The organism is Caulobacter sp. (assembly GCF_017744445.1).
Taxonomy (GTDB): Bacteria; Pseudomonadota; Alphaproteobacteria; order Caulobacterales; family Caulobacteraceae; genus Caulobacter.
Genome location: NZ_JAGIBH010000099.1, coordinates 1 through 645, shown reverse-complemented (window position 1 = coordinate 645; position 645 = coordinate 1). Strand labels below are relative to the sequence as shown.

The following is a 645-nucleotide window of genomic DNA, read 5'->3' as shown; positions in this document are numbered from 1 at the left end:
GCCACCGCCAGCTCGTCCGCCACCATCTTCGAGAAGAAATCGGCGCCCACCGGGCCGAGATGGGTATAGTCGAACGCCAGCTTGGCATCGCCGAGCGGCTCGGCCGCGGCATTGTTCTGCGGCGCAGCCGGTGCCGCAGGGGTTGCCGCCGGGTTAGCGATCGTCGTGCCGGTGAGCGCCATCGCCGAGACTTCGCGCACCGGCGCCACCTGGGCAAAGCGATTGGCCATCGACGGGCCCAGCGCCTCGACGGCATCGGCGCTGCGCTTGTTGAGATCAACCAAAGGCACGCCCAGCTCGGCCGCCACCTTGCGGATCGCATCGGCCCAGGGATCGAGATCGCGGTCGAGCTTCCCGCCCTTGAACTGGCGGCGGGTGAGCGGCGTCAGCAGGATCGGCTCGGCGCCGGCAGCACGCGCCTCCTTCACATAGAGGCGGAGGTTCGCCGGGAACTCGGTGGCAAGGTCGGTCGAGCGGCCCGGCTTGCCCGGCTGGTCGTTATGCCCGAACTGGATCAGCACATAGGTCCTGACAAAGCCCGGCGTCTTCATCTCGGCCAAGGCGAGGTCCCAGCTCCCTTCGGCCCGGTAGCTATAGGTGCTGCGCCCGCCGCGCGCGAGGTTCACGCAGGCGGCGGAGCTGGTG

General features: G+C 69.1%; 1 protein-coding gene. It reads right to left on the bottom strand.

The annotated features are described in order from the left end of the window. A partial coding sequence (locus J7528_RS23865; RefSeq protein WP_291879828.1) for a rhamnogalacturonan acetylesterase occupies window positions 1-645 on the bottom strand: 645 nt, incomplete at both ends.